This window comes from Streptomyces sp. NPDC002467 (genome assembly GCF_042889825.1).
Classification (GTDB): domain Bacteria; phylum Actinomycetota; class Actinomycetes; order Streptomycetales; family Streptomycetaceae; genus Streptomyces.
This window is the reverse complement of the sequence record NZ_JBIARJ010000003.1, coordinates 585,203-607,638: the sequence shown is the minus strand read 5'-3', so window position 1 is coordinate 607,638 and position 22,436 is coordinate 585,203. Positions and strand designations below refer to the sequence as shown.

The 22,436-nt window shown below is 68.0% G+C and carries 29 protein-coding genes and 3 pseudogenes; 22 read left to right on the top strand and 10 right to left on the bottom strand.

Translation table 11 applies throughout. From position 1 onward, the window contains the following. Positions 1-27: 27 nt before the first annotated feature. The 4 genes and pseudogenes from ACFYYJ_RS09465 to ACFYYJ_RS09450 form a co-directional block, all read left to right on the top strand. Positions 28-456, top strand: a pseudogene (locus ACFYYJ_RS09465) (TraM recognition domain-containing protein); the annotation flags it as partial. Continuing rightward, positions 453-1,671: pseudogene (locus ACFYYJ_RS09460) on the top strand (DNA cytosine methyltransferase). The pseudogenes ACFYYJ_RS09465 and ACFYYJ_RS09460, both read left to right, overlap by 4 nt. After that, on the top strand, positions 1,668-3,032 hold the full coding sequence (locus ACFYYJ_RS09455) for a DnaB-like helicase N-terminal domain-containing protein (protein WP_389130370.1): 1,365 nt from the start codon (positions 1,668-1,670) through the stop codon (positions 3,030-3,032). Before ACFYYJ_RS09460 ends, ACFYYJ_RS09455 begins: the two are co-directional and overlap by 4 nt. 76 nt (positions 3,033-3,108) lie before the next feature. Further along, positions 3,109-4,365 (top strand): hypothetical protein, encoded by a 1,257-nt coding sequence (locus ACFYYJ_RS09450; protein WP_389130368.1) that lies wholly within the window; start codon positions 3,109-3,111, stop codon positions 4,363-4,365. A 121-nt stretch (positions 4,366-4,486) separates the two neighbouring features. Here ACFYYJ_RS09450 and ACFYYJ_RS09445 read toward each other — a convergent pair whose 3' ends face one another. Further along, on the bottom strand, positions 4,487-4,921 hold the full coding sequence (locus tag ACFYYJ_RS09445; protein WP_389130365.1) for a hypothetical protein: 435 nt from the start codon (positions 4,919-4,921) through the stop codon (positions 4,487-4,489). Positions 4,922-5,068: 147 nt separating this feature from the next. On the opposite strand from ACFYYJ_RS09445, the gene ACFYYJ_RS09440 reads away from it, so the two are divergent. Continuing rightward, positions 5,069-5,239 (top strand): hypothetical protein, encoded by a 171-nt coding sequence (locus ACFYYJ_RS09440; protein WP_389130363.1) that lies wholly within the window; start codon positions 5,069-5,071, stop codon positions 5,237-5,239. Between the two features lie 92 nt (positions 5,240-5,331). Here the strand turns inward: ACFYYJ_RS09440 and ACFYYJ_RS09435 are convergent, their stop codons facing one another. The 3 genes from ACFYYJ_RS09435 to ACFYYJ_RS09425 are packed head-to-tail and all read right to left on the bottom strand — an operon-like array spanning position 5,332 to position 6,997. Continuing rightward, entirely contained in the window at positions 5,332-5,694 is a 363-nt protein-coding gene (locus tag ACFYYJ_RS09435; RefSeq protein WP_389130360.1) for a hypothetical protein, read from the bottom strand. Next, complete coding sequence (locus ACFYYJ_RS09430; protein WP_389130358.1) at positions 5,691-6,362, bottom strand: hypothetical protein; 672 nt, start codon at positions 6,360-6,362, stop codon at positions 5,691-5,693. Before ACFYYJ_RS09430 ends, ACFYYJ_RS09435 begins: the two co-directional genes overlap by 4 nt. Then, positions 6,353-6,997, bottom strand: coding sequence for an RNA polymerase sigma factor (locus ACFYYJ_RS09425; RefSeq protein WP_389130355.1), 645 nt, complete (start codon positions 6,995-6,997; stop codon positions 6,353-6,355). The genes ACFYYJ_RS09430 and ACFYYJ_RS09425 overlap by 10 nt, the downstream gene beginning before the upstream one ends. A 165-nt stretch (positions 6,998-7,162) precedes the next feature. On the opposite strand from ACFYYJ_RS09425, the gene ACFYYJ_RS09420 reads away from it, so the two are divergent. From ACFYYJ_RS09420 to ACFYYJ_RS09395, 6 genes and pseudogenes are all read left to right on the top strand, one after another. Continuing rightward, the gene (locus tag ACFYYJ_RS09420) at positions 7,163-7,642 is read left to right on the top strand and encodes an Asp23/Gls24 family envelope stress response protein (RefSeq protein WP_389130352.1); all 480 of its coding nucleotides are present in this window, start codon (positions 7,163-7,165) and stop codon (positions 7,640-7,642) included. 66 nt (positions 7,643-7,708) lie between these two features. Then, entirely contained in the window at positions 7,709-7,888 is a 180-nt protein-coding gene (locus tag ACFYYJ_RS09415; RefSeq protein ID WP_384591635.1) for a hypothetical protein, read from the top strand. Then, positions 7,885-8,286 (top strand): Asp23/Gls24 family envelope stress response protein, encoded by a 402-nt coding sequence (locus ACFYYJ_RS09410; protein WP_389130349.1) that lies wholly within the window; start codon positions 7,885-7,887, stop codon positions 8,284-8,286. Before ACFYYJ_RS09415 ends, ACFYYJ_RS09410 begins: the two co-directional genes overlap by 4 nt. Before the next feature lie 35 nt (positions 8,287-8,321). Then, positions 8,322-8,972, top strand: coding sequence for a DUF6286 domain-containing protein (locus tag ACFYYJ_RS09405; protein WP_389130347.1), 651 nt, complete (start codon positions 8,322-8,324; stop codon positions 8,970-8,972). Between the two features lie 43 nt (positions 8,973-9,015). Beyond that, entirely contained in the window at positions 9,016-9,621 is a 606-nt protein-coding gene (amaP, locus tag ACFYYJ_RS09400) for an alkaline shock response membrane anchor protein AmaP (RefSeq protein WP_389130345.1), read from the top strand. Between the two features lie 73 nt (positions 9,622-9,694). Further along, positions 9,695-9,896: pseudogene (locus tag ACFYYJ_RS09395) on the top strand (hypothetical protein); the annotation flags it as partial. Positions 9,897-9,944: 48 nt separating this feature from the next. Here the strand turns inward: ACFYYJ_RS09395 and ACFYYJ_RS09390 are convergent. Then, on the bottom strand, positions 9,945-10,934 hold the full coding sequence (locus ACFYYJ_RS09390) for an SGNH/GDSL hydrolase family protein (protein WP_389130342.1): 990 nt from the start codon (positions 10,932-10,934) through the stop codon (positions 9,945-9,947). Positions 10,935-11,473: 539 nt separating this feature from the next. On the opposite strand from ACFYYJ_RS09390, the gene ACFYYJ_RS09385 reads away from it, so the two are divergent. Next, positions 11,474-11,647, top strand: coding sequence for a hypothetical protein (locus ACFYYJ_RS09385; protein ID WP_385359635.1), 174 nt, complete (start codon positions 11,474-11,476; stop codon positions 11,645-11,647). A 209-nt stretch (positions 11,648-11,856) separates the two neighbouring features. On the opposite strand, the gene ACFYYJ_RS09380 is transcribed toward ACFYYJ_RS09385, so the two are convergent. Further along, positions 11,857-12,963 (bottom strand): SRPBCC family protein, encoded by a 1,107-nt coding sequence (locus ACFYYJ_RS09380; RefSeq protein ID WP_389130338.1) that lies wholly within the window; start codon positions 12,961-12,963, stop codon positions 11,857-11,859. 3 nt (positions 12,964-12,966) lie between these two features. Further along, positions 12,967-13,980: a histone protein gene (locus ACFYYJ_RS09375; protein WP_389130335.1), complete on the bottom strand. Its 1,014-nt coding sequence runs from the start codon at positions 13,978-13,980 to the stop codon at positions 12,967-12,969. Between the two features lie 219 nt (positions 13,981-14,199). Here ACFYYJ_RS09375 and ACFYYJ_RS09370 point away from each other — a divergent pair, with 219 nt between their 5' ends. The 9 genes from ACFYYJ_RS09370 (at position 14,200) to ACFYYJ_RS09330 (ending at position 18,678) form a co-directional block, all read left to right on the top strand. After that, the gene (locus ACFYYJ_RS09370; protein WP_389130332.1) at positions 14,200-14,574 is read left to right on the top strand and encodes a gas vesicle protein; all 375 of its coding nucleotides are present in this window, start codon (positions 14,200-14,202) and stop codon (positions 14,572-14,574) included. Between the two features lie 28 nt (positions 14,575-14,602). Further along, on the top strand, positions 14,603-15,070 hold the full coding sequence (gene gvpJ / locus ACFYYJ_RS09365; protein WP_389130329.1) for a gas vesicle protein GvpJ: 468 nt from the start codon (positions 14,603-14,605) through the stop codon (positions 15,068-15,070). A 3-nt stretch (positions 15,071-15,073) separates the two neighbouring features. Continuing rightward, a complete protein-coding gene (locus ACFYYJ_RS09360) occupies positions 15,074-15,793 on the top strand; it encodes a GvpL/GvpF family gas vesicle protein (protein WP_389130327.1) in 720 nt (239 codons plus the stop codon). A gap of 39 nt (positions 15,794-15,832) precedes the next feature. Then, on the top strand, positions 15,833-16,081 hold the full coding sequence (locus tag ACFYYJ_RS09355; RefSeq protein WP_385359620.1) for a gas vesicle protein GvpG: 249 nt from the start codon (positions 15,833-15,835) through the stop codon (positions 16,079-16,081). A gap of 21 nt (positions 16,082-16,102) precedes the next feature. Beyond that, the gene (locus ACFYYJ_RS09350; protein WP_389130324.1) at positions 16,103-16,525 is read left to right on the top strand and encodes a gas vesicle protein; all 423 of its coding nucleotides are present in this window, start codon (positions 16,103-16,105) and stop codon (positions 16,523-16,525) included. Further along, positions 16,522-17,376 (top strand): GvpL/GvpF family gas vesicle protein, encoded by an 855-nt coding sequence (locus tag ACFYYJ_RS09345; protein WP_389130321.1) that lies wholly within the window; start codon positions 16,522-16,524, stop codon positions 17,374-17,376. Before ACFYYJ_RS09350 ends, ACFYYJ_RS09345 begins: the two co-directional genes overlap by 4 nt. Then, complete coding sequence (locus ACFYYJ_RS09340; protein WP_384591592.1) at positions 17,373-17,591, top strand: gas vesicle protein; 219 nt, start codon at positions 17,373-17,375, stop codon at positions 17,589-17,591. The genes ACFYYJ_RS09345 and ACFYYJ_RS09340 overlap by 4 nt, the downstream gene beginning before the upstream one ends. After that, positions 17,584-18,000: a gas vesicle protein K gene (locus tag ACFYYJ_RS09335; RefSeq protein ID WP_389130319.1), complete on the top strand. Its 417-nt coding sequence runs from the start codon at positions 17,584-17,586 to the stop codon at positions 17,998-18,000. The genes ACFYYJ_RS09340 and ACFYYJ_RS09335 overlap by 8 nt, the downstream gene beginning before the upstream one ends. A 219-nt stretch (positions 18,001-18,219) precedes the next feature. Beyond that, the gene (locus ACFYYJ_RS09330) at positions 18,220-18,678 is read left to right on the top strand and encodes a hypothetical protein (RefSeq protein ID WP_389130316.1); all 459 of its coding nucleotides are present in this window, start codon (positions 18,220-18,222) and stop codon (positions 18,676-18,678) included. Positions 18,679-19,654: 976 nt separating this feature from the next. On the opposite strand, the gene ACFYYJ_RS09325 is transcribed toward ACFYYJ_RS09330, so the two are convergent. The 3 genes from ACFYYJ_RS09325 to ACFYYJ_RS09315 form a co-directional block, all read right to left on the bottom strand. After that, on the bottom strand, positions 19,655-19,852 hold the full coding sequence (locus ACFYYJ_RS09325) for a CsbD family protein (protein ID WP_384726306.1): 198 nt from the start codon (positions 19,850-19,852) through the stop codon (positions 19,655-19,657). A 403-nt stretch (positions 19,853-20,255) separates the two neighbouring features. Further along, positions 20,256-20,927 carry an HAD family hydrolase gene (locus ACFYYJ_RS09320; RefSeq protein ID WP_389130312.1) on the bottom strand — a complete coding sequence of 224 codons (672 nt, stop codon included), beginning with the start codon at positions 20,925-20,927 and terminating at the stop codon, positions 20,256-20,258. A gap of 54 nt (positions 20,928-20,981) precedes the next feature. Then, positions 20,982-21,947, bottom strand: a complete 966-nt coding sequence (locus ACFYYJ_RS09315; RefSeq protein WP_389130309.1) for an LLM class F420-dependent oxidoreductase — start codon at positions 21,945-21,947, stop codon at positions 20,982-20,984. Positions 21,948-21,985: 38 nt separating this feature from the next. Between ACFYYJ_RS09315 and ACFYYJ_RS09310 the strand changes: the two genes are divergently transcribed. Then, positions 21,986-22,414: a SpoIIE family protein phosphatase gene (locus ACFYYJ_RS09310; RefSeq protein ID WP_389130307.1), complete on the top strand. Its 429-nt coding sequence runs from the start codon at positions 21,986-21,988 to the stop codon at positions 22,412-22,414. Positions 22,415-22,436: the final 22 nt, after the last annotated feature.

Here is a 22,436-nt window from a genome sequence, read left to right as displayed (position 1 = left end):
CTGTCTGTAGGACTGCAAGATCGTTATCGGGAGGTGTGGGGCGACGCGGGCATGGACGCCATGTTGTCCGCGGCCACCATCAAGGTCATCGGGTCCGGCATCGACGACCCCGACTTCGCGGACAAGCTCTCCCGGCTGATCGGCGACCACGACGTAGAAACGAAGTCCACCAGCATCTCGGACTCGGGCAAGTCCACCTCGATCAGCATGCGGCAGGAGCGGATCCTGCCCGCGGACCGGATCCGCGCCCTGCCCAAGGGCACCGCCCTGCTCTTCGCGACCGGCCTTCGCGCCGCCATGCTCGACCTTCGCCCCTGGTACCTCGAACGGGGCGCCGGAGAGCTGGCCGCCTCTTCCAAGGCCGCATCCGAAGCCATCACCGCCCGAGCCATCGCCAAAGTCGCGCCCACACAGGCGACCGAACCGGGCCGCGAGGACTTCGGGCTGGCCGTATGAACGACCTCATCATGGACCTCTTCGCCGGACCGGGCGGCTGGGGGCACGCCCTGCAAGTCCTGGGCGTACGCGACGTCGGCCTGGAATGGGACGAATGGACCTGCAAGACCCGCGCGGCAGCCGCCCAGACCACCATCCGCACCGACGTCGCCCTCTACCCCGTTCGCCCCTTCGTGGGCCGGACCCGTGGGCTGATAGCGAGCCCACCCTGCCAGGCGTGGAGCATGGCCGGCAAACGCCTCGGCCTGATCGACCAGCCGCTCGTCCACCAGGCCGTGGCGGACCTGGCCGCCGGCCAGGACACCCGCGAACAGCTGCTCACCGCCTGCCAGGACCAGCGGTCGCTGCTGGCCGCCGAGCCGATGCGCTACCTCCACGCCCTGCACCAGGCCGGCGAACCGGAATGGGTACTGATGGAGGAGGTCCCCGACGTCGCGCCCCTGTGGAAGCAGTACGCCGCCGTGCTCCGCTCCTGGGGGTTCTCCACCTGGAGCGGCATCCTCAACGCCGCCGACTACGGCGTGCCGCAGACAAGGCGGCGGGCGATCCTGATCGCCTCCCGTACCCGCACGGCGGCCCCGCCCGAGCCGACGCACGCCAAGTTCAGCGAGCCGGAGACCTTCTTCGGGCCCGGCCGCCGAACGTGGGTGTCCATGGCCGAAGCCCTCGGCTGGGGACGCACCGACGGGCCCGTACCCACCGTGTGCGCCGGCGGCGGACCCGGCGGCGGACCGGAGCCTTTCCCCTCCGGCTCCCGCAAGACCCTCCCCGACGCCCGCGACCGCGGCGCGTGGAAGAACCGCCCGCTCCGCGACCAGAACCTCAAAACTGGACGTCCGTGCAGCTGCACGGAGGAATCTCAGCTGACGCCTCGGTGCGGGGGCGGACGACTGGGTCCTGCGCAGCAAGAGCCAGGCGAACGCGGCCGGGCGCGCCTTGGCCGAACCCGCCGCCACCTTGTTCTTCGGCAATCGCGCCAACGAATGCGTCTGGACCACGACGGGCCCGGCGGAGACAGCGCCGCCGGCGATCCGCATCGCCGCCGAGGAGGCCGGGATCCTGCAGTCCTTCCCTCCTGCCTACCCCTGGCAGGGCAACAAGGGCCAACGCTTCTCCCAGATCGGGAACGCCGTTCATCCGTTGTTCGCGGCCCACTTGGTCGCACCGCACGTCGAACGCGTACTCACCCGCGACGACTTCGTTCTGGCGGCATGATGTCCGAAGCCACCCATACCGAAGCCGACAAGCATGTCCTGCAGTACCCGGCGCCGCCACAGGTGGTCCACTACGCCGAACAGGCCCTGCTCGGGGCCCTGCTCCTGGTTCCCGAGCGGCTCAAGACCATCGGGCCGATCGAGCCCGAGCACTTCGCCAACACCACGCACAGCGTCCTGTTCGCGGCGATGCGCACAGTCTCCCCGCCGGCGCCCGAAGTCCACCGCACCAGCCCGGTGTGGCTGAACCAGCTCCTCGAAGCGGCCCGGCCCCAGGCCCGAGCCCTGACGGCCTCCTACTTGCACACCCTCATCAGCGTCTGCCCCACCGACGCCCACGCCCCTGCTTACGCGCAGATGGTCCGCTCCGGTCACGCCCGCCGCGTTCTGCGCCGCCATGCCGGTCTCCTCGCCCAGGCCGCCCGCGCACCGGGCCCCGCCCCTGCCACGGCCGTCCTCACCAGAAGCGACGAGCTCGCCACATACCTCGTCGAGCTCGTCACCGCCTTCCCCTCCCACCCCGGATCGATGCCCCGGACTCCTCCGGCGCCCAAGCCGACGGCCGAGACATCAGCCGAGGCGGAGGACGACGAGCGGATGCTCTTGGCCACGGCCACCGCCCACTCTTCCGAGCTGCTGCGGATGCGGTGGCTCCATGAAGGCGATTTCACGAACCCCTTGCACGCCGCGCTCTTCGCCAGCCTGACGGCCCTCGCCCGCAGCGGTGCACCTGTGGACCCCATCACCCTGCTCTGGGAGGCCCAGCAGAAGGGTCTGCTACGCGACGGCCCCGGCCCCGGCCCCGCCGAGATCCTCGACCTGCTCACCTACCCTGTGGGGGCACCAGAGCACTGGGGCCAGAAGGTCCTTCAACGCGCTCTCCTCCGGCAGGCCGTCGCCGTGGCTGACCGGATCACAGCGCTCACCGCGGACGAGGCCACCTCCGTCCACCAACTGGCCATCGGCAGCCGCCGAACCCTATCCGCCCTCTCCGCAGTCCGGTGCCGCTGGCACGAGGCCACCGGCTCCCTCCCCGCACGCCCCCGCCTCGGCGGCCCGCCGTCTCGCTGCCTTCCACTGTCACCAGGGTCCGCCCGGCCGCGCGGACCGACCCTGGGCCGCGCGCACCCGCCCGATCTGGCCGCTGACCACGCCCAACCCCAGCCGAAAGCACTGCGTGCCTCCGTATCCCCTCCGGCCTCCACACGGATCACTACCGCGCCGTCGTCCGGGCGAACGAGCGCAGCGGCGACTCTGCCACCTGGATCCGGTGGTACCGAGCCGGCTGTACACCGGCCCCCACCCGCCATCACCGGTCCGGGAAGGTGGGTGACGCCCGAGGCTACGTCGCACAGAGCGTAGTCGGCTGCGATGTCAGCGGCTCACGCTACCGTCGAGGTGGTACCAGAATGACGTCTGGCCGCGGAGGGGGACACGCGTGGGTGACGTGCAGTGGCCGAACGATCCGATGACTTTCGAGCAGGCGATCGCCGTGCTCCTGAGCTGCATGCATCCGACGCTCCTCCGCGTGGACGGAATCGGCGGCGACGGAGGTCGAGACGCCCAGTTCACCGGCACTGGCGGGCTGCACGTCTTCGAGATGAAGTCCTTCATCGGCAGGATGACGAAGGGCCGACGCGCCAAGGTCGAGAGGTCCTTGACACGCGCTGCTCTGCTCCGGCCCGTCAGCTGGGACGTCGTCGTGCCGATCGATCTCAACCCGGCGGAGTTGGAGTGGTTTGACAGCCTCCAGCCGAAATTCCCCTTCCCTCTCTCATGGCGAGGGGCGACGTGGATCAAGGCTCGGCTTGTCGAGCACCCGGCCGTCCGTCGGTTCTACTTCGCCGACCACCATGCAGAGCTCGGGCACCTGCTCCAGGAGATCGCCCGGAGGAACATCGCCCCGGTCGCCAACGCAGCCGATGCCACCACACGGCTACGACAGCTGTGCGATCGCTTGGCCGAGCTGGACCCGCACTACAACTTCCGAATCACCGCCGGCCCCGGACTGCACACGGGAACAGAAGTCCTCCCTGCCTATCCGGGCGCCGATCGCGACCAGCCGCTCCACATCGCACTCAGCTTCACCGACCCTGACACCCCGGAAGGCCGGCGCGCAGTCTCGGACTTCGAGCGCTGCCGGAGGTACGGCGATCCCATCGATCTGCCTGCGAGCTTCCTGCATCTGTCCGGCCCAGCCTCACTGCTACCGCCGACGAGTTCCGACCGGCTGCGCGTTGAGGCTGTCCCTGAGCCCCGCGACCTCCCCGCCCAGTTGATCGTCACCGACCAGGCAGGCAGACGCCTGGCCGCCCTTGGCCTGGTTATGACGTCCATCCGCTCAGGCACCGATGGAGGAACGCTCACGGGCGCTGACCCGAGCGGAGCCGTCACCTGTCGACTCCGTGTGAACCGCACTACGCGAGAGTCGTCCATCAAGATCGATGTGGAGGTGCCCGAACGCCTGCGCCCTGCGCAGTGGCGGCAGCGCGAGGGCGGCGCATCCGCGGGGAGGGGCAGGGTGGTGATTGCGGCGATGACGCCGACGAGCAGGGGGCCTGCGGCGTCGCCGAGTTCGCAGCCGAGCAGCACGGACGATCATCGACATGTCAGGAGTCGCTTACGCGGACTCCGGCCTCCTCCGGCTCCTGGTGCAACGAGCCATGACTACGGCAAGCCAAGAAAGAGACCTTGACCGCCTGATCCGAGCGCCTCGCCGCCTCTTCTCGATGTCCAGCGGCTCTTCAGCACGACGGCCATGGCGTAACCGAAGCGCTCTCCCGCCTCGGCCCCCACAACCCGGTCCTCCAGGCCGTTCACTCCACGATCACGATCGGCGCACCATCGTGTGCGAGGATGTCCGCGTCCGCCGGGCCACTCGCCGTGTCCTTCCAGACGCGAACGTATTTCACCCTCGGGGTCCATACCCCCAGATCCGCCGTGTCGGCGCCGTAGTCTTGCCAGGTTTGGCCCCGCTCGCCTTCGTTGGCCCACCAGCTGCTTGGCCTGTGCACCCATACGGTGATGGTCGTTACCCAGCGTAGTTCTTGCCGGAACAGATCGTCAGGGTGAGCGGACAAGGTCGGCGCTCGCAGGGATCCAAGTCGGCTCAGGCCCAGATAGGCGAGCGAGTACGCGACCGCCTCCCCGCCTTCGTCCCACTTGTCAGGCGGCACCGTGACAGCGCGGCCCCCGTAGTGCGTCGCGTCGTACAGCGTCGCCTCAATCATCGGGCTGGCGTCGTCTGCCATAGCTCCATTTTCCACCCTGCCCGACTGGCGTACTCCACTGCGGCGGCGCGCCCCTCAGCCCGGCTGAACAGGGTTGATCTCGGTTCGATCGCACTCGCTGATCCGAGGCGGGGCTTTCGGGCGGGGGCACGCGCGGGAGGAGCGGGCATGAGCGCAAGCGAGAAGATCAAGGCCGAGGTCGAACAAGCGATCGGGAAGGCGGTAAGGAAAGCAGCGCATGCCCTGGGCAACGAGAGCACTGCGGCCAAAGGCGCCGCGCTGCAAGGGCCGCTACCTGAAGGAAAAGGGCAAGAACGCTTTCAAACTTTCAAACTCTGACCACGTCAGATCGATCGGCTCGCCGGACGGCGGCTGCCGAGCCGATAGCTGATGCGGGCGCGCACGGCAGGCAGGGCGCGCGAGTGGGCCGTCTAAACGGTGCGGGTGACCGTCACCAGTACGGTGACCGGTTCGGTTGGGGCACGCTCGGCCAAGCGGGCGGTGACTGCAGACCGCACATCCTCGCGAACGCGTCGGGCGACGTCGACGACACGACGGTCGGCGTGCACGATACAGCGCACTTCCACGTGCCACCCTCCTCCCGGAGTCTGCTGGCAACGAATACCGGCCGCCTCGTGGTGCGAGGCGGTGCAAACCGTCATGGGGTGGTAAACGCGGGAGGCTGCTAGTGCCAGCCGGTCGGCGAGCGCAGGCTGGAGCGCCGCAATACCGGGAGCGGCGAGGGCTGCTGCGACTGCCGCCTGCTGGATGTCCTCACGGTGGGATGTGGTCATCGTCCGCTCGGCTCGAGCTGCTCGCCACCCGACGCAAGGGGGAGTTCCAGCACCGCGTTGATTTCCAGGTCGACGACTGTGACGGCCAGACCAAGGGTGTGCTCAGCGGCGTAAAGGACAGCTTGGCGCACCCTTTCAGCGCGTTCTCGCAACGGCTGGTCGAGCGCGGCAGCCACCGTGATGGTGATGGAGTGGCCACCCTCTACGGGGGTCAGGCGGCAGCTGGCAGCTCGGGTGCCGAGTACAGCATCGGCCGCACCGCGCAACACCTTCGCTGCGGCACTCTCGGCGATGCGCAGATTGTGATCGGGGTCGTCCAGCAACAGCATCGCCCCCAGGCGGACCTCCGCCCGGACCGCATTGATGACCCGGATGGCGACGCTGTGGCTGTCAGGCTGTTCCTCGGCCAGCAACGCACGGGTGGCCCGGTCCAGGGCTGCCAGCCCTTCGACAGCCTCTTGGCAGTATGGGCAGCTGCTGCCGTGCGGGTCTGGCGCGTCGGCGAGGTCGCGCGCCTGCTCCCAGGCGCGCCCGAGGGGGCGTCCGCAGGGCAGCAATTCCGCGCCGACCAACCGCTCGGCGTCAGGAATCGGCGGTGCTTCAGTCCCTGCGGCGCCGACGTTCTTGGGCTCGTCGTGGGAGGTGAGGTGCGGGTCGTCTAGCGCCATGGGCGCATCGCCTCCATCAGAACGCGTCGTGCGCGAAAGAGTCTGCCGCGCACTGCTTGTTCACTGCTGCCCACCACATGGGCGATCTCCTCGTAATGCAGGCCGTGGAGCTCCCGCAGGACCCAGCACGCTCGTAGCTCTGGGCGCAGTTCCAACAGCGCTTGCGCCAGGGCAGCTGAAGCCGCGTCCGACTCAGCCACTCGGGGCGGTGAGCTGTCCGCGTCCGCAGCAGCTGGTTCGGAGATGACATCCAGCGGCAGAGGGCGTGGCTGGTGACGCAAGGCATTGAGGCAACGGTTCGTGACAATGCGGTACATCCATGTACCGAACGAGGCTCCGTGGCGGAATTCCGGTAGCCGCCTCCATGCGCTGAGGAAGGAGTCCTGGACGGCGTCCTCGGCATCTGCGCGGTTGCCGAGCAGATGCTGGGCGAGGGCGAGCAAACGGCCACCGTGCCGACGAACCAGGACGGCGAAGGCTTCTTCATCCCCTTCAGAAGCCCGTACCGCCAGGACGCTGTCGTCCAGGTCGTCGGGAGTGTCCCGGTCCGCAGCACCGTCGGCGATCGGCCGCGACGCCTGCCGCAGCGGGAGCTCTGTACCGGGCGCAGGTGGGGGTCTCGTCCGATTGCGCATCCGCCGCTCGCTTTCTGCCGGGAGACGGTCGTCGCGGCCTGCGTACGCACTCCTCGATGGTATGCGGTGGGCGTCCTACGAGCCGGGTGAGGAATCCCCCTGCGACGTGTCTAAAGCATGAGGGCACCGCACCGGCGCCCGGATGGACACCCTGGGGAGGTCCTCATGTCGGACACCATCAACCCCACCGGAGGCGGGAGCACGCCGGGGCGCGGCGGCAAGGCCCTCACGGGCCACACCGGTGCCGGAACAGCTCCAGAGACGCGGGGCCGGACGACCATCGCAGACAGCGTCGTCGAAAAGATCGCAGGAATGGCCACGCGCGAGGTACCGGGCATCCACAGCCTCGGCTCCGGCATGGCGCGCACGATCGGGGCGGTAACGGACAAGGTCCCAGGCGGGCGTCCCAGCGTGAGTCGCGGGGTGAAGGTCGAGGTGGGCGAGCGGCAGGCCGCCATCGATCTCGACGTGGTCGTGGAGTACGGCGTCGCCATCGTGGACATCGCCGCCGACGTACGGACCAGCGTGATCACGGCTGTGGAACGCATGACCGGCCTGGAGGTCGTCGAAGTGAACATCGCCGTCGACGACGTCCACCTGCCCGACGAGGAGGACGACGAGGAAGGCGAGGGCCGCGTGCAGTGACCTCGCAGCCCACGGCGTTCCGCCGACGGGCAAAAAGACGATCGACGTGAAATTCAGGTGAGTGAGATGAGCGCAGCAACCACGGGCCTGCTTGCCGGCATGGCCCTGGGCTTCGCCGCATTCTTCGGCGGCTTCTGGGCGTTTCTGCTCGTGGCGTTCCTGGGCCTGGTCGGCCTGGTGCTCGGCCGCATGTTGCAGGGTGACCTGGATCTCTCCGACTTCACGCGTTCCAAGGACCGGCAGTGACATCGCAGCCTGCCGCTGCTTTGCCCGGCGGAGCAGCAGCCACCCGGCCGGTCCTGCCGGCTGCCGAGCGCGGCGCTACGGTGATCCCGGAAAAGGTGGTGGCCCGTATCGCGGCCCGCGCGGCGTGGGAGGCTCTCGCCACGCAGGCGGACACTTCGTCCGCTCATGTGAAGCTGGCCACTCCGCACGCCTCGGTCACCGTCGGGAGCGGCACGGCCCGGCTGGCGCTGACCCTGGACCTGCCCTACCCGATGGACCTCGCTCGTGCCTCCCGCCAGGTGCAGCAGTACGTCAGCGAGCGGGTCGCTCATTTGACCGGCATGCGCGTCACTGAAGTCACGCTCGCCGTCGAGCACCTGGTCCCCTCCGGCGGCCTGCAAGACCGACGCGTGCAGTGAACCGGTCCGCAGGGACACCGGGAAGGAGAGTCGCCATGAAACGGGACCAATACCCGTCGGCTGAGACGGAGCAGACCACCGCAACAGACGGGGGCACCTCCCGCACGGTGGGGCAGCCGGAAACGCATGCTCCTCCAGGCCCGCGGCCGAAGGTTGGGCGCAGGTGGTCCGAACGCCGGATACCCGCCGCTCTCACCGCTCTGCTCATCGGGGCCGCGGCCGGAACCCTCCTGGTCGACATCGTCAGGGTTCGTGCGGGCCAGCCCGCCGCGGCCTGGCGCACGCGCCTGGCCGACGAACTGGCCACCCGCCCGCTGGACGACATCTGGATACAGATCGGCGCGGCCGTGATCGGCCTTCTCGGACTCTGGCTGATCGTCCTGGCGCTCACCCCCGGCCTGCGACACGAGGTGCCCCTCCAGACCTCCGACGGGCAGATGCACGCCGTGCTGGATCGCGACGCCGCGGCACTCCGTCTGCGGGATGCCGCCATGCGCGTCCCCGGCGTCAGTGCTGCCAGGATCCGCGTCTTCCAGCACCGCGTCGGGGCCCGGGCGGACGTACGTTTCCGTGCCCCCGACGACGTCAGGGCCGATCTCTTGGTCGTTCTGCAGGAGGAACTCGACCGGCTCGCCCTCGCCCGCCCTCCTGGACTTTCCGTACGGGTGCGCCCACGTCGGAAGTGACGTCGCTGAACGACCACGGACGAGCAAGAGACAGGAAACGGCCATGAAAAGGAAATCCGCGGTCAACCGAGTCCTTCTGGCCCTGACAGGCATCGTCCTGCTCGGCTCGGGCATCCTGATTCTGGCGGGCGGCTTCGACGTGTACCGGCGCTGGGAGCTGACGCCGCCCACCGGCTGGCCCATGACCCCTCCCGACGAAGTCCTGCTCGACGCCGCCGATCGCAACAGCTGGACGGATCAAGGATGGTGGTGGCCCGTGGTCATCGCGGTCCTGGTCATCGTCGTCCTGCTCGCCCTGTGGTGGCTGCTGACACAACTGCGCCGCACACACCCCGGCCAGATACCCGTGGGAGGGCCACCCGCTGTGGACGGCGTGGAACTTCGCGAGCGCGCTCTCAGCGACGCTCTGGCCGCCGACGCCCGACAACAGCCCGGCGTCCACAAGGCCCGGGCACGGATGGACGGCTCGGCCAAGCATCCGGAGGCTTATCTCGACCTCACCCTCGCCTCCGACGGCGAGCCCGGTTCCGTCCTCCAAACACTGGGCGACGGCCCGCTTGAACGCGCCCGCCGATCCACCGGGCAGACCCGTCTCCCCGCGACGGTGCGGCTGCGGGTAACTCCGCACAAGGCCCACCGCGCCGACTAAAAGGTCGTCTCAACTGCCTTGAAAGCCAGGCCGACTGCCGTGAGGGTCACGGTGGAGCAACTAGCTAGTGCCAAACCTTCGCCAGAACCGTTGGACCGTGGAGCGCACCTGTGGCATGGCTGTCCGGGTGCCACCGCCTGCACCGTCGATACGAGCGCAAGGCCGACCACTTCCTGGTGGTGCCGGCGTCTGGCCAAGGAGGGGCGGGCTCGTGCCTGTGTCGGCACTCCGCGCTGTTCCCGTCCAGCCACCCGGGAGGCATCCAAATCTTCTAGGGCTCCAGGGGGTATGCCCCCTGGAGCCCTACCGTCCGAGATTTGCTCTCAGCTTTGGGATGTTTCAGTGGTCAGTGCCGTGCGGACGGCGGCTTCGACCCGGGTGGCGGTGTTGGCGTGGCCGCCAGCGTTGGGGTGCACGAGCGTGGCCCGGTTGCCGCCGGAGCAGGTCAGGGTGAGCGGTCCGACGGCGACCTCGCTGGGCCAGTACGAGTCGGCCTCGCCGCAGACTCCCTCCACCCACTTGGTGGCCCAGGGCTGACAGGCGTCGTGGCCGACGCTGGAGGTGGCGGTGTCGACGTACGTGCCGCCGCTCAGCTCCGTGACGGCCTCGATGATCGCGTTGAGGTGGGTGTTCACCTCGCCCAGCCAGGCGATGTCCCCGTGGGTGGCCGAGATCCGCCCGACGCCGTTGACGTCGGCCGCCAGCTCGGTGGTGTCCTGGCGGTCACAGGTGGTGGGGTCCTCCGGGACGATCGTGGGGTATCCGACCGTAATGACCTTGGCGTTGGGCGCCTTCTCGTGCACGGCGCGCAGCATGCCGGCGTACTCCCGGGTGACCCGGTCGTACTTGTCGTAGATCGACTCGGGGTCGAGGAACGGGCCGCCCGCCTCGTAGGAGTCCCGGCAGGGGGTGGCTTCGTCCGGCTGGCCGATGCCGGCGATCAGACAGGACGTGAGGATCTTGCCAAAGGGCAGGCTGTTGCCGCCGACGCCGATCGTGACCACATCGGTGCTCGCGCTCAGCTTGGTCCGGTCCACCTGGGGGGCCACGCTGGGCCAGCCGTCCTCGGGGGCCTGCACCGGGCTGATGGGGGTCTGCCGGGCCGAGGCGATCTCGTTGATGGTGGCGCCGCCGCAGCTGAAGTCGGTCAGCTGCACCAGCCGGCCCGCGGGCGGTTCCGCCGTGAGCCTGCGCTCGACAAGGTTCGGGTACCCGCCCGTCGTGCGGTCGCAGCCGTCACGGTCCGCACTGCCAAGCGCCGGGCGGGGTTCGCCGACGAACACGCCAGCCGTGTACGAGTCGCCGAGTGCCACCCACTCAACAGGTTCCGGCGCCGCCGCAGCACTGGCCGGAATCCCGGCCGCAAGCGACAACGCGGCCAGCGCACCCAAGGCGACCGCCCGAACGGCAGCCCTGCCCCGTGAGGTCCTTGCCGCACCTGCTTGCAGCGTTGACCTCGTCATCTTGATGTCGAACATGCACCTCTCCCAAGGAGGGAACCGAAAGATCAACTACGGAAGGCAGCCAATCAGTCACATTCGGTTACCCACTAGCGGGTGGGTGCACATTCACTCCTCCGATGCCCCAAGTGGCCAAATAGCGGTCAGCGAACGGCCAATTGTGAACCGTCACCTCCCTCTCCGACCTGCACGAGACGCCCCTCCAGCGGCTCAACCATCGGTCGGAGTCACACAGGAAGCGGCCGAGGACCGGCGTGCACGTACGGCTACGAGGCCGTCGACGTCACTGCCGACCTGTCGGCTGTCGCGTTCCAGCCCAACCACCCTCCTGCAGAGAGCGGGTTCGGCCAGCCCACGCCCTCGCGGGGCTGACCTCGGCCTTTCACGCCGTCATGGCGATGCTCGGCCAGGCACAGAACCGCTACGCGGACCCTTCCACCTGGGACCGCCTCCACGCGGAGCACGCCATCCGGTTGCCGAACGACTACCAGACCCTCGTGGACGCGTACGCTCCCATCCAACTCAACGGCCACTTGCCTCTGCATCACCCCACGACCGCATGCTGAAACCTGGGCGATTGGATACAGGACACGGCCCGTGCCTTGGTCCGAGGTTCCCTGGGATGCCCTTGGCCCGGGTACGGACCCTCGCCTGCTTTCGAACTCGCGGAGTTCAACGTCGGTTTAGGGGTACGGCTGAGAGGGCCGACAGAAACGAACGCCGACCCTCCTGAGCGACCAGCCTGGCCCTCATGTCGCGTGCTTCTGCATCGCCCCTACCTTCGGCTGCGGCGAGGGCGGCTTGCTTCATCGGGTTCGGCCTCGTCGTCTTCTTCAGGAACATCCTCCTCGGCATATTCCTCCTCGCCATTGGCGTATTCGTCCTCGGGTTCCTCTTCAGGTTCCTCAGGCCCTTCCTCCTCGGGCTCTTGGCCGTCCTCAAACTCGCCGCCCTCTTCGTCCTCTTCGTACTCCCCTTCCACCTGGTCCTCGTCCTCGTCTTCTGCGTACTCCCCTTCCGCCTCACCCTCGTCTTCGCCGTCCTCGTACTCGCCTTCTTCTTCCAGTGCCTCTTCGTGGGTGACAACAACCTCGCCGTCTCGGATCTCGCCTCGCCAGCCCTCCGGTTCTTCGGTCGTGAGTGAGACGTGCCGCAGAAAGTGCTTGAGGTCCAGGCGCAGGCGGCGGCCTTGGGCGCGCCACAGGTTGCCGGTCTTCTCAAAGAGTCCGGAGGGGTAGTACTCCACTACCACGACGATGCGGGTCAGCGACGGAGCGAGCTCGTGGAAGCTGACGCAGCCGCGGGTGCTTCCCTTCGCGCCTTCGGAACTCCATACGATCCGCTCGTCAGGTATCTGCTCCTGAACTGTGGCCTTCCAGCCGCGCGTCGAGGGCCCGACCTTGAGCTTCCAGTCGCTGGTGGTGTCATCGTTGCGTGAGACGCTGCGAACGCCCTTCGCGAAGCCACTGAAGTCCTCGTATTGCGACCAGTGGTCATACACAGTGCGCAGTGGCAGGCCGACGTCGATGAACTCGACGATGTTGACGACCTTGCCTCCGCTCTTGCGGCCTTTCTTGCCCTTGCCGAAGATTTGGGAGGCGGCGTCGGTCACCTTGTCCTTGAGGCCACTGAGGCCCTGCCCCATCATCGCCTTCACGGGCGAGTCGCCCTGCAGCATCCGCCCCCCGATACCGGCGATGTCAGAGAGTTTCCCGTTGCCTTGCGCCACGTCCGTGAGCTGATCGGTCACTTCCCCCAGCTTGTCCGTCGCCTTGTCTGCAAGCTGCCCGGCTTGGGCTCCCAGGAATGAGGTCAGCTCTTCGAGCAGCTGGTCCATCCCTGACTTCGGTTCTTGCTCGCTGGCGCGTTCCGACTGTGCCATGACCTACCTCCGCGTCGACGGCTTACGGCCTGACGTCTTCTTCGCCGCCGTCTTCCTGTCCGCCGTCTTGCGTGCGGGCGTGCGTGCCGCGGTCTTCTTCGCCGGCGCCGTCTTGCGTGCGGGTGCGCGCGCTGCAGTCTTCTTCTTGGCCGGTGCCGTCTTACGTGCCGGCGGGCGCGCTGCGGACTTCTTCGCCGTCGCCTTCTTGGCCGTCGCCTTCTTGGCCGTCGCCTTCTTGGCTGGCGGCTTCTTGGCAGCGGTCTTGGCAGGCGCGGCTTTCCTGGTCGGCGCGGCCCTCTTGGCGGGTGCGGAACGCGCTGAAGTCTTCTCCGCTGAGCTCTTCTTCGCCGCAGCCTTCTTCGCCGCCGGCCGTTTGGCGGGCGCTGCGGGTTTGGAGGTGCTCGGTCGCCGCGGCCTTCTCGCGGGGGCCTCAGAGCGGGTGCGGGTTGCGGGCCGGGCGCGCCTGCGGGGCGGGGGCTGTTCCTCTTCCTCTTCCTCTTCCTCTTCCTCTTCCTCTTCCTCCGGCTCGTACGCTTCCTCCGGTTCTTCCTCCTCGTCTTCTTCCGGCTCGTACGCTTCCTCCGGTTCTTCTCCCTCCTCGTCCTCCGCTTCCTCCGTCTCCCCGTAGCCGTCCTCGTCTTCGCCCTCGGTTTCGTATTCGTCCTCGTACTCGTAGGGCTCCTCTTCGTCCTCGCTCGAACCGCCACGGGTCAGTTCGAGGGTGCGCTGGTGCAGCGAGTCGGCGAGGTCGCCGAGCTTGCGATTTGCTGCGGCTCCCAGCGCCTTCTTGCCCGCATCCAGGGCCTCGCCCCGCAGCTGGTCGGTGATTTCAGCGAACTGGGGCGTCTCCTTGAGCTTGGTGAGGCCCTGCGTCAGGAGCTGACTCGGCTCGAGGCCGAAGCGGCGGCCGGCGAGGTACGTAGCCACCGAGAATGCGAGGCGGCCCTTCTTGGTGCGCCCCAGTATGTAACCCCCGGCCACGGCGGCCGCGAGCGCGAGTTTGGTCGTGTCCTCCATGAGCTGCATCCCTCCATCTGGACGCTGCGGGCTGTACGTCGCCGCCCAGGAAAACCGGTCCGGGCGCGCGGACTGCGCGGGCTGGTGTTGAGTGCCGGCAGCCGAAGAAACGGCCCCGCTCGGGCGGTCTATACACCGCCTACCCCCGATGCAGGATGTATGTCCCTATATGATGAAATTGTAGTTTTAGCAAGCGGTGTCCCCCAGTGGAGTGACCACATGGCCGCAGCAGAACCCACGCGTCCCAGGAGAGTCCGCCCCCGCCCGTCCGAGGAAGCCGAGGAACGGGAACGGCCGCCGGCCCGCAGCGCTTCCGCCAAACGGCGGTCAGGGGTTCCCGGCGCGTCTGCGGCGATGCGGTCCGCAGCCGGGCAACTGGCCCAACTGCTCGGGAGGGTTCCCGACTCCGTCTCGTCGCTCAAGCCGACCGAGGACGGCTGGGAGGCGCAAGTGGAAGTGGTGGAACTGGAGCGCATCCCCGACACGACCAGCGTGATGGCCAGCTACAAGGTCGCGCTGGATTCGGAGGGACAGCTGATCTCCTACGAACGAACCCGCCGGTACAGCCGAGGCATGATCGACCGGCCGACCTGAAGACAGGCCGCCCGGGAAAGGAGGCGCCATGACCATCGTGCCGCAGGGCGGCAGCAGCATAAGCAGGGGCGGAAGCAGCACAGGTGGCAGCAGCAGCCTCTATGACGTGCTGGAGCTCATTCTCGACCGCGGTCTGGTCATCGACGTATTCGTCCGCATCTCGTTGGTGGGCATCGAAATCATCAAGATCGACGCCCGCATCGTGGTGGCCAGCGTCGACACCTACCTGCGGTTTGCCGAAGCATGCAACCGGCTCGATCTCGAAGCAGGCCGGAAGGCACCCGCTCAGCTCCCCGAGGTCGTCGGAACCATGATGGAAGGCGGCGCCCGCGGCAAGACCAAGGGTGCTATCAGCGGGGCGGTCGAAGCCGTGACCGACTCCCTGTCCAGCCGTTCCGCCAAGCGGGAGGAACCGGAGGAGGAAGAAGTCGAAGAAGAACCTGCCCCCCGGAAGCGGCGCCCCGCCCGCCGCCCGGCACCCCGGGAGAGGGAGTGACCGATGGCGCTCTACGTGTACGCAATCATCGCCAAGGACCATCCCCTCCGCCTCGACGGCATGACCGGGGTGGGTGCCCAGCCCTCACCCGTGCGCGCGGTCACCGCGGGATCCTTGTGCGCAGTGGTCAGCGACATCTCGGAAGAGATCCGGCCCAAGCGCAGAGACCTCCAGGTGCATCAGGAGGTGCTCGAATCGCTCATGGCCGACGCCGTGATCCTGCCGCTGCAGTTCGGTTACCTCGCCTCCGACGATCAGGCCGTCCAGACGGCCCTCGAAGAGAACACGGACAGCTACCTTGCCACTCTCGCGCGACTTGAAGGCTGCGCCGAGTACCACGTGAGGGCATCCCAGGCGGATGAGGACGAGCTGCTGCGCCAGATCCTCCAGGACCTCCCCGAGGCGAGGGAACTCAACGAGCGGATCCGTGCCGGTGCGCAGGACCCGCAGCTGTCCCTCGCGCTCGGGGAACTGGTGGCCCGCGAAGTGCAGGAGCGCCAAGATTCACTGGCAGCGGGACTCGTACAAGCACTGATTCCCTACAGCCGAGAGCACGCCATCCATCCGCCCTCCAGCCCCGACTTCCTCAATCTTTCGCTACTGGTCCCCCATGACCAGACAGAAGACTTCCTGGCAGCGGAGGCCAGCCTCGCACGGCAGATCGAGGGCGGCGTCGACTTCCGGCTCACCGGCCCACTGCCCCCGTACAGCTTTGTTCAGTGACCCTGCGACCTCGGAAACCCAGGACGGAGGACACCAGCCATGGGACTGTTCACACGCCTGTTCACCCTCCCCGTCGCGCCGGTACAGGCCGTCATCTGGGCCGCCCAGCGCGTCGCCGAGAAGGCCGAGGACGAGTACTACGACCCGGCGCCGGTGTGGCGCGAGCTCGCCGACTTGGAGAGGCGCCTGCTGACGGGCGAGATCGACCAGGCCACATTCGACAGTCGGGAGGACGAGCTGATCGACCGGCTCACAGAGATCGCAGAGTTCCGCCGGCAATCTCCCTGACGGGGAAGCGAGGCCGCCATCGTGTCTGAGCCACTACCCGACCGACTCGGTTCCTTCCCGTCCCGAGCCGCCCCGGTGCCGTACGGGCAGAGCACGTCCAGCCTCGCCGACATCCTGGAGAGGGTCCTGGACAAGGGCATCGTCATCGCCGGGGACATTCGCATCAACCTTCTCGACATCGAACTGTTGACGATCAAGCTCCGGATACTGGTCGCCTCCGTGGACAAGGCGAAGGAAATGGGCATCGACTGGTGGGAGCACGACCCCTCGCTCTCGTCGCGTCACACCGGCAGCCCCCTCGAGCAGGAGAACCGCCGACTGCGAGCTGAGTTGGAGGCCCTGCGCCGCGAGCGCCTCGACGGTCAAGAGATCCCGCCGCGCACCACCGATGGGGAACCCGAAAGAGGTACGGGCAGTGGGAGCGAACGGGACCGCCGGCCATGACCACACCCGACGACGCCCTCACCTACGTCTACGCCGCAGTCCCACTCACGGCAGGCCTTAGAGAGACCCTGAAGGGCCTCCGCGGGATCTACGGGTCCCCTGTCCTGCTGGTCACCGCATCCCCTGAATCCAGCGGCACAGCGCCGCCCCTGGCCTTCGCGACCAGCCACGTACCGCGGCGTGACTTCAACGAAAGCGCGCTGAAGAACCACTTCGAGGACTTGGACTGGCTCGAGGATGTCGCCCGCACCCATCACGACGTCGTACAGGAACTCTCCACCCACACCACGGTCCTTCCCCTGCGCATGGCCACCGTCTATCAGGACGACGACCGCGCCGGCCAGGCTCTCGCCGAGCAGCAGGACGCATTCGCCGAAAGACTCGCCCAGCTCACCGCCCACACCGAATTCGGCGTGAAGATCTACCTCGCGCCCACCGGAGCCCATGCCGAGGCCAGACCCGCCACAGACGCCGACACCAATGCTGCCACCACTCCTGGCAAGGCATACCTGCAGCGCCGCAGGGCCCAGCACAACGCCCAGGAAGCCATGTACAGCCAAGCACAAGAGGCCGCCGACATCGTCGGAGCCATCGCCTCCCGATACGCCTCGCAGCACGTGCGACACCCCACCCAGCGCGGCGCCCTGACCGGCCCCGCCGAGAACGTGCTCAACGACGCCTACCTCGTCCCCGACGCGAACGCGGCGCCGTTCCGGGCCGCCATCGAAGAGGCTGTCGGCGTCTTCGACGGCATTCGTGTCGAAGTGACCGGGCCCTGGGCGCCCTACTCCTTCGCCATGCCGCCGGCCGAGCGCCAGTACCCGACCACCGGCGAGGAGCACGGCTCATGACCCTCACAGAGCGCGAAGAGCCGATGCCAGGGCGCCAAGTGGCGCTCGTGGACCTGCTCGACCGGCTACTCAGCGGCGGTGTGGTCATCACCGGCGACATCATTCTGTCCATCGCCGACATCGATCTGGTCCGCATCTCACTGCGCGCTCTCATCGTGTCCGTCAGCTCTGAGAACCGTCCGGTCACCGGCGGCCCAGGCGGCCAAAATGAGTGAAGAGCACCCCACACGGCACCACGACCGGCCGCCGCACCCCGATCCCGGCCTCAAGGACGTCGGCGACTCGATGTCGCAAGCCTTCCGGCTCATTCAGGCACCTCCCACGTCGCACGACACCCCCTCGCACGCGGCTCACCGTATGTACACCGACCGCGACACGGTGGAAGAAGACCTGCTCAAACTCGTCCTCACCCTTGTCGAGCTGCTGCGTCAGCTCATCGAGCGCCAAGCTTTGCGCCGCGTGGATGCAGGAGACCTCACAGATGAACAGGAGGAGGAGCTGGGGGCCACGCTCATGGCGCTACACGACCGGCTGGCCGACCTGTGCGCCCAGCACGGCTATGCGCTGGAGGACCTCAATCTCGACCTCGGCCCACTGGGACCTCTCCTTCCGCGCCGGACCTGACAAGCTCGCAGCTCAAGGCGGGACCTGCGATGCGAGCGATACCCGCTCTTCCCGACCTCGGGCCGTTCGGAGCAGCCCCGTTGGCGACGCGTGCAGCCTTGGGAGACGGTGACAGCAGCGCCGCTCCACCGCGCCGACGGCGCCCGAGACTCGTGCCGATGTACCGGAGCACACCACTAGCAAAGCCGAGGCCCTGACGGCCGGGATGGAGAAGCACCGATGACGAGCCGGCACAACGCCAACGAGTCCTCTTCTCCATCCGGAGAGCCGCCAGAGGCCGAGAGCACACAGAGCGGACCCGGCCAGACTGAGGAGTCGTCGGGTGGAACCGATGGCAAGACCACGGCCAAAGAGAAGGCTGCCGCACTCAAGGAACACACCATCTCCAAAGCCAAGCAGGCGACGGCCCAAGTCCGTGAGAAGGCCGGCCATACGACTGAGCTGGCGAAGAGCAAGACACCCGAGCCGCTCCTGCACACAGCCACCCAGACGGCGGAGCACGTCCGTGATGCCGCATCCCGAGCCGGACACCTCGCTGCCGACAAAACCCCTGACGCGGTCCGTGAAAAGGCAACTCGCGCAGCACACGCAGCGGGATCCAAGTGGACCCCACTGCTTTCGGCGGGGATCGCCCTCCTCGTCTTCCTCCTCATGCGCCGCAGGCGGCGGAACTGCTGAAGCATGAGAGGACTGCAAGGTCTACAAGCGCCCGGCCCGGCCTGCCCGCAGAACGTCGGCCCGGCCGACAGCTCGCTCGCCAGCGGCGCCCAGCGAGTTCCTCCTTGCTGATCGAGGCGATCAGCCAGCGTGAACGACGCTCGGGATACCCCCAGCACCGCGGCGAGCACAGGCAGTGCTCGGACGCAAACACCCGAGTGCTCTCAGAACACGACGACATCGACTCCTGCCCGCTCAGCTGTTCTCGGCACGGAGCGACACGCGCTCTCGGTACTCAACCGACAAGCCACGCACTCCAGCACCGTCACCGCGTTCCTCACCAACAGCCGGCCCCGCGGAGATCAAGTCTCCATGTTGATTCCGTGCGAGCCCGCAGCCAGTCACGCATGAACCTCTGGCACCTGGGGAGAAGTTCAGTGCGCTCTCTCTGTCTGTGAGGGCGCCATGATGGATCGGTACAAAGCTGACGAGCACACGAGGTGGACCATGACCTCGACCCGAGCGGAAAGAAGCCCCGCAGATCCCTCCGCCGAAAGCGCGGACAAGGCGACTCCGTGGAGTGATTTCGACGAGGTCCTAGATCGGATGCGCGGCCTCTTGAATAGCCTCCACCGAGTCGGCAAAGAGACCCGGGCACGGGTGGTGACGCACAGTGACAGTCAGCACGTGGGCCGTGCAGTGCCGTGACGGGCAGGCAGGAACCCGGCGACCCGACGCGCGCCGCTCTTTCGGCCGCGGGTCAGAGCCGTCGACTCGGCCCGACCGGCGGCCGCAGCCACGTGGCCAAGGGCCGCGGCCTCACGCACCAGGCCTTGCTGGACTGATGCCACCTCTCTCATGTCGTGCAGCGCGGTACAGAACGTCGCCACTATGACCCGCCCCTCCCGGGCAGGCAGGACGCGGCCCCGCGACGCCGAGGCGTCGGAGGCCGCGTCCTGATCACCGGCAGACCCCAACGCGGGGCTCGCCGGGCAGGTCAGGTCGTGTCGGGCTTGCCGGGGAGGGAGTCCTTGATACCGCGGGCGCGCTTCTCGGTTTCGCTCATCGCTTCTTTCGCCTTGCCCTTGGCCTCGTCCATCTTTCCCTCGGCCTTCATCCGGTCGTTGCCGGTGACCTTGCCGACCGTTTCCTTGGCCTTGCCCTTGGCCTGGTCCATCTTTCCCTTGTCAGCCATGGTGAACTCCTTTGGATCGCTGATGTGATCAAACTAGGCGAAATCCGCTGATTATGCGCGCCGGGGTCGGCGTTGCTGAGCCGTAAGCGATGCACACCGACCGGGCGCTGAACTCTTTGCCTGGAGTGTCGGTTTCGCATCCTCCGGTCAGGTGTTTCGCCAGCCCGTCAGTCCGGAGGTTCGGGCACAGGTGGCTGTTCGGTGGGCGACGGCGGCTCGGCGGGCGACTGGGTCGACGGCGGCTTGTCCCCGGGGCCGGCGGGGTGCGGGTCGCGGGGTACCGGATCCGGTCCGCTCGGAGTGGGCCCGGGGCCTTCGGATTCCGATTCGGTGGACCCCATGCAGATCACCTCGTTGTACGGAGAGTCCTCGTACGCCCCGCACCTACCCGGTCGGGCGCGGCTCAAGCAGTGTGATCGACGGCGAACGGGCTGGTGTCGAGGTGTGCCAGCAGATCGGCGGGATCCCGGTAGACGGCTCGGGCCCCGGCCTCTTCGAGGTCGCACTGCGGGATACCCCCGCAGAGCAGTCCCACGCACGCGACATCGGCGCGCGTGGCTGCCCGCATGTCCCAGACGGTGTCACCGACGAGTACGGCGCCGCGCGCGGGTGCGTCGGCGAGGTCAAGGGCGTGGTGCACCGGATCCGGTGCGGGCTTGCCCTCGTCGACGTCGTCGGAGCTCGCCGTCGCGGTGATGGCGTCGTCGGCGTCCACGGCCCGCCTGAGAGCGTCGAGCTCGGGGTCCTGGGCGGAGGTCACGAGGACGACCTGCCAGCCCCGTCGGTCGAGCTCGCGCAGGAGATCGGCTGCCGAGTCCAGCGGGGGCAACCGGTCGAAGTACGTGCCGTAGAGGGTGGTGTGGGCGGCGCTGAGCCCGTCGTCCTCGCTCGTGTCCCGGTCTTCGCCCAGCAGATACGCGAGGAGGTCCTCGCCGGGGAGTCCGATCGCGCGGTGGATGTCGTGCATCGCGACGTCGTGGCCCGCCTGCCGCAAGGCCTCCCACCAGCAGACGACATGGAGATGATTGGTGTCGGCGAGGGTGCCGTCGACATCGAACAGAGCGGCACGGTTCATAATCCGCCTCCTGCGAGGCTCGGTGGCCAGGCTCACGACTGAGCCAAGCCGTTCTCACAGCTCCCGCAGCGCCGGAAGCAGAAGCGAGGCGGACCAGTCCAGGAAGGATTCCTGTTGGCCGCCACCGATCTGGACCAGGGCGATCTCGATGAATCCGACGTCGGTGTAGGGGCGTACCGCGTCGACGAAAGCGTCCACGTCGTCGCCGCAGGGCATGGCGGCCGCGACGTCCTCGGGCCTGGTCTGCCGCGATGCCTGGGCGAAGCCCGCGGGGCCGGGGAGTTCCGCGTTGACCCTCCAGCCGACCAGCACCCAGCGGAACTGGTCGTGCGCCCGGGCCACCGCTGCATCGCGGTCGGGGTCGTAGGAGACCGGTAGCTGAGCCACGCTTGGTTTGCCGGAGCCTCCGGACGCACGGAACGCGGTCAGTAGCCCTCTCTCCGGCTCGGTGGCGATGAGCATGTCACCGTACCGCCCTGCGATCCCGCTGGAGCGGAATCCGGAGGCCGCGATCCCGATCGGGGGCGGTTCGGCGGGGAGGTCCCAGAGCCGGGCGTTCTCGACGTCGAAGTGGGTGCCGTGATGGCTGACGTACCCGCCGGCGAACAGGGAGCGGATGATCCCCACGGCTTCCTCGAGCATGTCCAGGCGGACGTGAGCGGCGGGCCAGCCCGCGCCGACGATGTGCTCGTTGAGGTTCTCGCCCGAGCCGAGACCCAGCCGGAAGCGTCCCTCGGACAAGAGCTGCATCGTGGCGGCCTTCTGGGCGATCACCGCGGGGTGATAGCGGAAGGTCGGGCAGGTCACGTACGTCATGAGTGGGATCCGGGTGGTGGCCTGGGCTGCGGCGCCCAGGACGCTCCATGCGTAGGGCGCGTGTCCTTGGGCCTCCAGCCAGGGGAAGGAGTGGTCGGAGATGACGGAGAAGTCGAATCCCGCCCGTTCGGCGCCCATCACGTGGTCGACCGGTTCCCGGGGACCGGCCTGTTCGGTCATCATCGTGTACCCAATTCGCACCATGCAGGGCGCCTAACCGCTCCGGTCCCTATGAAACGTGCGTGCCGGTCCGTCCGGCGAGGCGAGTCCGCAGCTTATGGTCGATCCAGCTGCACGTTCACGCCCGGGCGGTGACGGTCGTGCGCACCAGGTCGCCGAGCACGTCGCTGAGGCGGCCCCGCCGCCGCAGCGCCGCACCCGGTCGAACAGCTCCTCCGCGAGATCGCGGTCTGCTCCACCAAGCCCTTGAGAACGTTTCCCGCTCCGAACACCCGCGCGCACTGCCTCCAGGCTCGATCCTGCTGCTCTACACCGACGGCCTCATCGAACGCCGCGACCGCGACATCGACGCCACCATCCCCCAGCTCTCGGGCCTACTGGCTCGCCATGGAACCGGTCCACTGTCCGAGCTGCTCCGCCGGATCAGCAACCGGATGGCCGACCCGCCTCCCGAAGACGACGTCGTCCTGCTGGCACTGCGCGTTCCCTGACCTCGGTGTCGGTGGCCCGCCA